Below are 6,580 nucleotides of genomic sequence, written 5' to 3'. Positions count from 1 at the left end.
TCCTCAACCATCTCTACGGCGGCATGGACGAGCCCGAGCTCAAGATCATCGACGTGTTCATCTGCAAGCTGCGCAAGAAGCTCGCCAACGCCTCCTCCGGAAAGAACTACATCGAGACCGTCTGGGGCCGAGGCTACGTGCTGCGCGAGCCGAGCGAAGGCGAAGACCGCATCGCCGTGTGATCCGACCCGTCTCGCGGTCCGGCGATCGAACGACCCCGCGCGAGCGGGGTTTTTTTCTTTTGGAAACGGTGTCGTCGGGACGCGTTCGGACGTTGCGATCATCGGGCCGCCCTGCCCTGCCGCTGCGCGCCGTCGAGGCATGCCTCCTGCGTGGCGCCGGACAGGACCGGCGCCACGCCGCGTCGACCCATTGACGCCTAGAGCCCGACCACGCGGCGCAGGGGCGGTGGCGCGCCCATGACGGCGGTCGCCACCGGCGGCACGAGGCCGGCGGGAGCCAGACGGCCCGCCGGAGCACGCGCCCCGGCCGCGGCCTGGTTGTACAGGCCACGGTGCTGGGTGTTGGGTACCAGCTTGTCCGTCAGCCCGATCACCGTCTCGGCCGCGCCGAGCAGCAGCGCTCCGTCCGACGCGAGGCTGTTCCTGAGGCGCGCGAGGACGTCACCCTTGGTCGGTGCATCGAAATAGATCAGCACGTTGCGACAGTAGATGATGTCGAAGGTCCCGAGCGCCTCGAAGGGGTGGAGCAGGTTCAGGGGCCGGTAATCCACCATCTGCCGGAGGCTGGCGGAGATGCGCCACTGCTCGCCGACCTGCTCGAAATGCTTGATCAGCGACTGCACCGGCAGGCCGCGCTGCACCTCGAAATGGCTGTAGAGCCCGGCCTTCGCCTTCTCAAGGACCTCCGTCGAGAGGTCGGTGGCGACGAGGTCGACGGTCCATCCGGCCAGACGCGGGGCGGCATCCTGCAGCATCATCGCCAGCGAATAGGGCTCCTGCCCCGACGAGGCGGCCGCGCACCAGATCCGCAGGCGGCGCTGCGTTGCGCGGCGGGCCATCGCCTCCGGCAGGAGCACGTCCCGGAAGAGGTCGAAAGGCGTGCGGTCGCGGAAGAAGAACGTCTCGTTGGTGGTCATCGCCTCCACCACCGCGCGCTCCATCGCGAGGTCGCGAGTGCCCTTGAGGGCCGTCACCAGCGCGCCGAGATTGGCCAGGTTGAAGCGGCGGCAAACCGGCCCGAGGCGGCTCTCGACGAGGTAGCGCTTCTCACCGCTGAGCGCGAGACCCGAGCGGGTCTTGAGGTAGCCGCGCAGGAAATCGAATTCGAGGTCGGTCATGCGCCCTGTCCCGTCAGTAGGTTGCGCAGGGCCGGCCCGATCTCGGCCAGCGGCAGGATCGCCTGGGCGAGGCCGGCCTTGGCGATGCTGCCCGGCATGCCCCAGACGGTGCTGGTGGCCTCGTCCTGCGCCAGCACGGCGCCGCCCGCCTCCGTGAGGGCGCGGGCGCCCCCGGTTCCGTCCGAGCCCATGCCGGTGAGGACCACCGCCAGGGCGGAGGGCCCGAAGATCGCGGCCGCATCCTGGAACAGGACGTCGACGGCGGGCCGGCAGAAATTGACCACCGGCCCGTCATGCAGGCGGATGGTGACGTCGCCGCGCGTGCCCGCCAGACCCATGTGGCGCCCGCCCGGCGCCACGTAGATGCGGCCCGGCTGCAGGCGCTCGTCGGCCTTGCCCTCGGCGGCCGGCAGGCCGGTGCGGGCGCCGAGATGCTCGGCGAACACCGCGGTGAAGACCGGGGGCATGTGCTGCACGATGAGGACGGGGAACTGGCGCAGGGTCGCCGCGCCGATCTTCTCCAGCACTTCGCCGACGGCGCGGGGCCCGCCGGTCGAGGCGCCGATGAGCAGGACCCGGGGCGCCACGCCGGCGCGGGCCTTGGGCCGCAATACCAGTGGCGCGGTCGGCCGCAGGGCCGAGACCGGGGTCGGCGCCGGAGTTCCGTGTGCGGCCGGGGTCGAGGCTCCGATCGGTCCGCGCTTGCGGGCCCGGGCCTTGCCGAAGATGCGGACCCGCTCGATCAGATCGGTGCGAAACGCGTCCGACGTGGTGACGCCGCGGTTGCTCTCGGGCTTCGGGATGTAGTCCACCGCGCCGAGCGCCAGGCAGCGCAGGGAGATGTCGGCGTTGCGGGTGGTCAGCGTCGACATCATGATGACCTGGACGCCGGGGCTCTTGGCGAGCAGCAGCGGCAGGGCCTGGGTGCCGTCGAGTTCCGGCATGTCGATGTCGAGGAGGATGACGTCGGGATCGTGCCGGGACATCGCCTCCAGGGCGATCCGGCCATTGGCGGCCGTCGCCACGACCTCGTGGCCGGCCTCTCCGATCCAGCGGGCGACGAGCCCGCGCACCACGGCCGAGTCGTCCGCGATCAGCACGCGGACGCGCTGGCTCGCCTGCGGCGGCGCGGCCGGGCTCGGTGCGTAGGTCGGGGCTGTGGCGGCCATCATCAAGGATCACGCTTCGCGAAGGACGCTGGGAACGAGGGTACGGGCAAGCGGGTCCGGGCGGATGCCCGGACCCGCGGGCGCGTCAGGCGGCGCCGGCTTCCGCGAGGAAGCCGACCTGCGCGAGCTTCGCCGTGACGATGTCGCGGTCGAAGGGCTTCATGATGTACTCGTCGGCGCCCGCGTGGAGCGCGCGGGCGATGGCGCCGACGTCGTTCTCCGTGGTGCAGAACAGGACCTTGGGCTTCTCGCCGCCGGGGCTCTTCCGCAGGGCCCGGAGGAAGTCGTAGCCGTCCATGGTCGGCATGTTCCAGTCGAGGAGGATCGCGTCCGGCATGGTCTCGCCGCAGGCGGTGAGCGCCTTCTCGCCGTCCTCGGCCTCGCCGACCTGGAAGTTCATGGTCTCGAAGATGCGGCGCGCCACCTTCCGGATGACGGCGGAGTCGTCGACGATGAGACAGGTTTTCATCGGTCTCTTCTCCCTGTGGGGGTTCAGGCCGCGCCGGCCGTGCGGTGATTGGCCCCGAAGGCCAGGAGCGCGTCGACGTCGAGGATGACGAGGAGGCGCCCGTCGAGGCGGTGCACGCCGAGCGTCAGGTCGCGCCAGCGGGCATCGAGGTTGATCGGGACCGGCTCGTGGGTGTCGGCGCCGAGCTTGAGCACCTCCCCGACGCCGTCGACGATGAGCGCGAAGGTCTCGCCGCCCTGCTCCAGGCCGATGGCCATCTGCGCGCCGTCCTCGGTGCGCGGGCCCATGCTGAGGCGGCGGCGCAGGCAGAGCGCCGTCACCACGCGTCCGCGCAGGTTGAGGAGCCCGACGATCTCGGGCGGCGCCAGGGGCACGGGGGTGACGCCGGCGGGGATGAAGACGTCGTGGACCCGGCCGATGGCGAGGCCGAACATGGTCTCGCCCACGAACACGGTCACGAAATCATGGGTGCCGCCGGTCTCGGTGGCGTTGCTGTTGGCAGCCTGCATCATGGCTTGAACTCCGAAAAGGGCGCTTGAGCCGGTCAGGCGGCGACGGCGAGGCTGGCGACGTCGAGTTCGGCGAGCGCCGAGATCAGGCCGCTGCGGTCGAACTTCGCCACGAGGTCGGCGATGCCCAGGGTGCGCGCCCGCTCGATGGCGTCCGCGCCGATGGTGCCCGAGAGGCCGATGACGGGAAGCCCGGCGACGCGGCCCTCGACCTTGCGCATGGCGCCCACGAGGTCGAAGCCGTTGCGGCCCGGCATTTCGAGGTCGCAGACCACCACGTCGATGCGGCCGTTGGAGAGGAGGCACGCCACGGCCTCGTCGGCGCTGGCCGCGGTGATGACGTTGTAGCCGGCGGCCTTGAGGACGGGGCTCAGCATCTCGCGGAAGAAGGCCGAGTCGTCGACGAGGAGGAGCGTCGAGCTGCGCTTGTCCGCCTTCTTCGGGCCCCGCGCCCAATCGTCGTAGGCGAGCGGCAGGAAGTGGGCGATGTTGATGATCTCGGTGGCCCGGCCGCGCAGCACGGCGGAGCCGATGAGGTCCGAGCGATCCGCCGAGATCTCGACGTCGAGACGCTCCTCGACGATGTCGACGATCTCGTCGACCACGAGGCCCATCGCCCGCTCGCCGTCGGAGAACACCACCAGCGCCTGGGTGCCGGAGGACCGGATCTCGATCGACGGATCGGCGGGGACCAGGGGCATCAGGCGGCCCCGGTACTGGATGAGCGGACGGCCGCCGACCCACTCGATCTTGGCCGATTCGATCTCCTCGAGGCGGGTGACCAGCGACAGCGGCACCGCCTTGTAGCTGCCCTTGCCGCCCTTGAAGACGAGGAGGGTCGCCTTGGCGTCGGCGGCCTCCGTCTCCTCCACCTCGGCCTCGACCGGGACGCCGCCGGCCTGGGAACCCTGGCTGACCTGCTGGGCGATGCCGTTGGGATCGACGATGAGCACGACGGCGCCGTCGCCCAGGATGGTGTTGCCGGCAAACAGGGGCAGGTGGCGCAGCTTCGAGGACATCGGCTTCACGACGATCTCCTCCGTGTGGAAGACCTCGTCGACGAGGATACCGAAGCGCTGGCGCCCGACCTGGGCGACGACCACGAAGCCGGAATCCACCGCGTCCGCCGCCTGCTCCTGGCCGAGCACGCCCGTGAGGGTGACGATGGGCAGGAGGCGCTCGCGCAGGCGCAGGACCGGCGAGCCGTTGATGCGCTCGACCTTCTGGGCCGTCGCCTTGTCGACGCGCACGAGCTCGAGCACCGCCACCTGCGGCACCGCGAAGCGCTGCGCGCCGGCCTTCACGATGAGGGCGGCGATGATGGCCAGCGTGAGCGGGATCTTGATGGTGAAGGTGGTGCCGCGGCCGAGCTGCGTGTTGATGTCGATGACGCCGCCGATCAGCTCGATGTTCGTCTTGACGACATCCATGCCGACGCCGCGTCCCGAGACCGAGGTGATGGCCGCGGCGGTCGAGAAGCCCGGGTGGAAGATGAACTTCGCCACCTGGGCGTCGGTCATCCGGTCGAGATCGGCCTGGGAGGCGATGTTGCGCTCCACGGCCTTGCGGCGGATGGCGGCGAGGTCGAGGCCCTTGCCGTCATCGGCGATCTCGATCGTGATCGTGCCGCCCTCGTGATAGGCCGACAGGCGGATCGTGCCGCGCACCGGCTTGCCGGCGGCCTTGCGGTCGGCCGAGGATTCGATCCCGTGATCGGCGGAGTTGCGCACCATGTGGGTGAGCGGGTCCTTGATCACCTCAAGGACTTGGCGGTCGAGCTCGGTCTCGGCGCCGCTCATGATGAGCTCGATCTGCTTGCCGAGCTCCGACGAGAGGTCGCGCACGACGCGGGGCAGCTTCTGCCAGGCGTTGCCGATGGGCTGCATGCGCGTCTTCATGACGCCTTCCTGCAGCTCGGCCGTCACGTGGCTCAGGCGCTGCAGCGGGACCTTGTAGGTCGAGTCGTCGTGCTGACGGGCGATCTCGAGAAGCTGGTTTCGCGTCAGAACCAGCTCGGACACCATCGTCATCAGGTGTTCGAGGGTGTCGACGTTGACCCGGATGGTCTGCACCTTGGAGATGCCGCCTTCGCCCTCGGACGTGGCGGGCGCCTCGGCGGCCTTGGCCGGGACCGGCCCCGGGGGCGAATGCCGCGGCTCCGGGGCGGCGGGCGCTTCCTGCACGGGTTCGACGATGGCGGGCGCCGCGACGGGGGCGTCGAACGGATCGGGACCCTCGGCCTCCATGAACGCCCGCTCGAGGTCGTCGAGACTGACTTCGCCGGGCTTCAACTCGCGCACGACGGGATCGGGGAGCTTGATGTCGGCGACCGGAGTCGGCGCCGCGATCGGCGTCGAGGCCATCAGGTCGAGGGCGTCGATGAGATCGTCGTCGCTGCCCGTCGGCTCGGTTCCGGTGGCTTCGAGGTCGCCCAGGATCGCCTTGAGGCGGTCGAGGGTGACGAGGATGAGGCTGACCGCCGGGCCCGTCACCGGCATGCCGTCGCGGAACTGACCCATCAGGGTCTCGGCGGCGTGGGCGAGCGCCTCGAGGCGCGGCAGGCCGAGGAAGCCGCAGGTGCCCTTGATCGTATGGACGAGGCGAAAGATGTTGCGCAGGATCGTCTGGTTGTTCGGATCCTGTTCGAACCGGACGAGCTCGGCGTCGACGGTGTCGAGATGCTCTGCGCTCTCGGTCAGAAACTCACGCAGCAAGTCATCCATTAGAGGCACTCGGTCCAGACGCGCACTAGGTTTGTGCGAAGTCCACCTTGAGGCCGACAGGTTAGTGAAGAGTTTCGAGAGAGAGACAAATCCACAAGTCGCGGCAGGATTTGATTGAGTCCTGCCGCGACAGTCAGGCCCGTGATCAGGCGAGCGAGGTTTCGGGGGGCTCGCTGTCGGAGGGGCGGGTATCCTCGACCGGGGCAGCGGCGGGGGGCGAGGCCGGCGCGACGGCGGCTGCCACGGGCTCCGCGCTGATCGTCACTTCGTCGCCTTCGATCCCGAACCGCACGTTCATCGCGGCGACGCGGGCGACGAGGCCCGCATAGAACGGCAGGATGCTGTGTGCGTCCACCGCGCCGTTCTCCGGCGTTCCCGCGATCAGATCCTCCACATGCGCCGGGATGCGG

Annotated in this window: 7 protein-coding genes; 1 reads left to right on the top strand and 6 read right to left on the bottom strand. The window is 69.9% G+C overall.

Annotation, left to right across the window (positions count from 1 at the left end):
* Nucleotides 1-182: helix-turn-helix domain-containing protein (locus tag JWQ05_RS09845; protein ID WP_299658092.1), on the top strand; the 182-nt coding region annotated here is incomplete at its 5' end.
* A 197-nt stretch (nt 183-379) separates the two neighbouring features.
* On the opposite strand, the gene JWQ05_RS09840 is transcribed toward JWQ05_RS09845, so the two are convergent.
* The 6 genes from JWQ05_RS09840 to JWQ05_RS09815 form a co-directional block, all read right to left on the bottom strand.
* The gene (locus tag JWQ05_RS09840) at nt 380-1,300 is read right to left on the bottom strand and encodes a protein-glutamate O-methyltransferase CheR (RefSeq protein WP_299658090.1); all 921 of its coding nucleotides are present in this window, start codon (nt 1,298-1,300) and stop codon (nt 380-382) included.
* Nucleotides 1,297-2,472, bottom strand: a complete 1,176-nt coding sequence (locus tag JWQ05_RS09835) for a chemotaxis response regulator protein-glutamate methylesterase (RefSeq protein WP_299658088.1) — start codon at nt 2,470-2,472, stop codon at nt 1,297-1,299. Before JWQ05_RS09835 ends, JWQ05_RS09840 begins: the two co-directional genes overlap by 4 nt.
* An 82-nt stretch (nt 2,473-2,554) precedes the next feature.
* A complete protein-coding gene (locus JWQ05_RS09830; protein ID WP_299658086.1) occupies nt 2,555-2,938 on the bottom strand; it encodes a response regulator in 384 nt (127 codons plus the stop codon).
* A gap of 23 nt (nt 2,939-2,961) precedes the next feature.
* Complete coding sequence (locus JWQ05_RS09825) at nt 2,962-3,447, bottom strand: chemotaxis protein CheW (RefSeq protein ID WP_299658094.1); 486 nt, start codon at nt 3,445-3,447, stop codon at nt 2,962-2,964.
* A 35-nt stretch (nt 3,448-3,482) separates the two neighbouring features.
* Nucleotides 3,483-6,170: a hybrid sensor histidine kinase/response regulator gene (locus JWQ05_RS09820; protein WP_299658084.1), complete on the bottom strand. Its 2,688-nt coding sequence runs from the start codon at nt 6,168-6,170 to the stop codon at nt 3,483-3,485.
* A gap of 145 nt (nt 6,171-6,315) precedes the next feature.
* Nucleotides 6,316-6,580: histidine phosphotransferase family protein (locus tag JWQ05_RS09815; protein WP_299658082.1), on the bottom strand; the 265-nt coding region annotated here is incomplete at its 5' end.

This window comes from Methylobacterium sp. (assembly GCF_028290105.1).
Lineage (GTDB): Bacteria > Pseudomonadota > Alphaproteobacteria > Rhizobiales > Beijerinckiaceae > Methylobacterium.
This window is presented reverse-complemented; position numbering and strand designations above follow the sequence as displayed.

Excerpts from the sequence above, each read along its gene's own strand:
- JWQ05_RS09840 (WP_299658090.1), bottom strand. The coding sequence starts at position 1,300 with ATGACCGACCTCGAATTCGATTTCCTGCGCGGCTACCTCAAGACCCGC.
- JWQ05_RS09835 (WP_299658088.1), bottom strand. The coding sequence starts at position 2,472 with ATGATGGCCGCCACAGCCCCGACCTACGCACCGAGCCCGGCCGCGCCG.
- JWQ05_RS09820 (WP_299658084.1), bottom strand. The coding sequence starts at position 6,170 with ATGGATGACTTGCTGCGTGAGTTTCTGACCGAGAGCGCAGAGCATCTC.
- JWQ05_RS09825 (WP_299658094.1), bottom strand. The coding sequence starts at position 3,447 with ATGCAGGCTGCCAACAGCAACGCCACCGAGACCGGCGGCACCCATGAT.
- JWQ05_RS09830 (WP_299658086.1), bottom strand. The coding sequence starts at position 2,938 with ATGAAAACCTGTCTCATCGTCGACGACTCCGCCGTCATCCGGAAGGTG.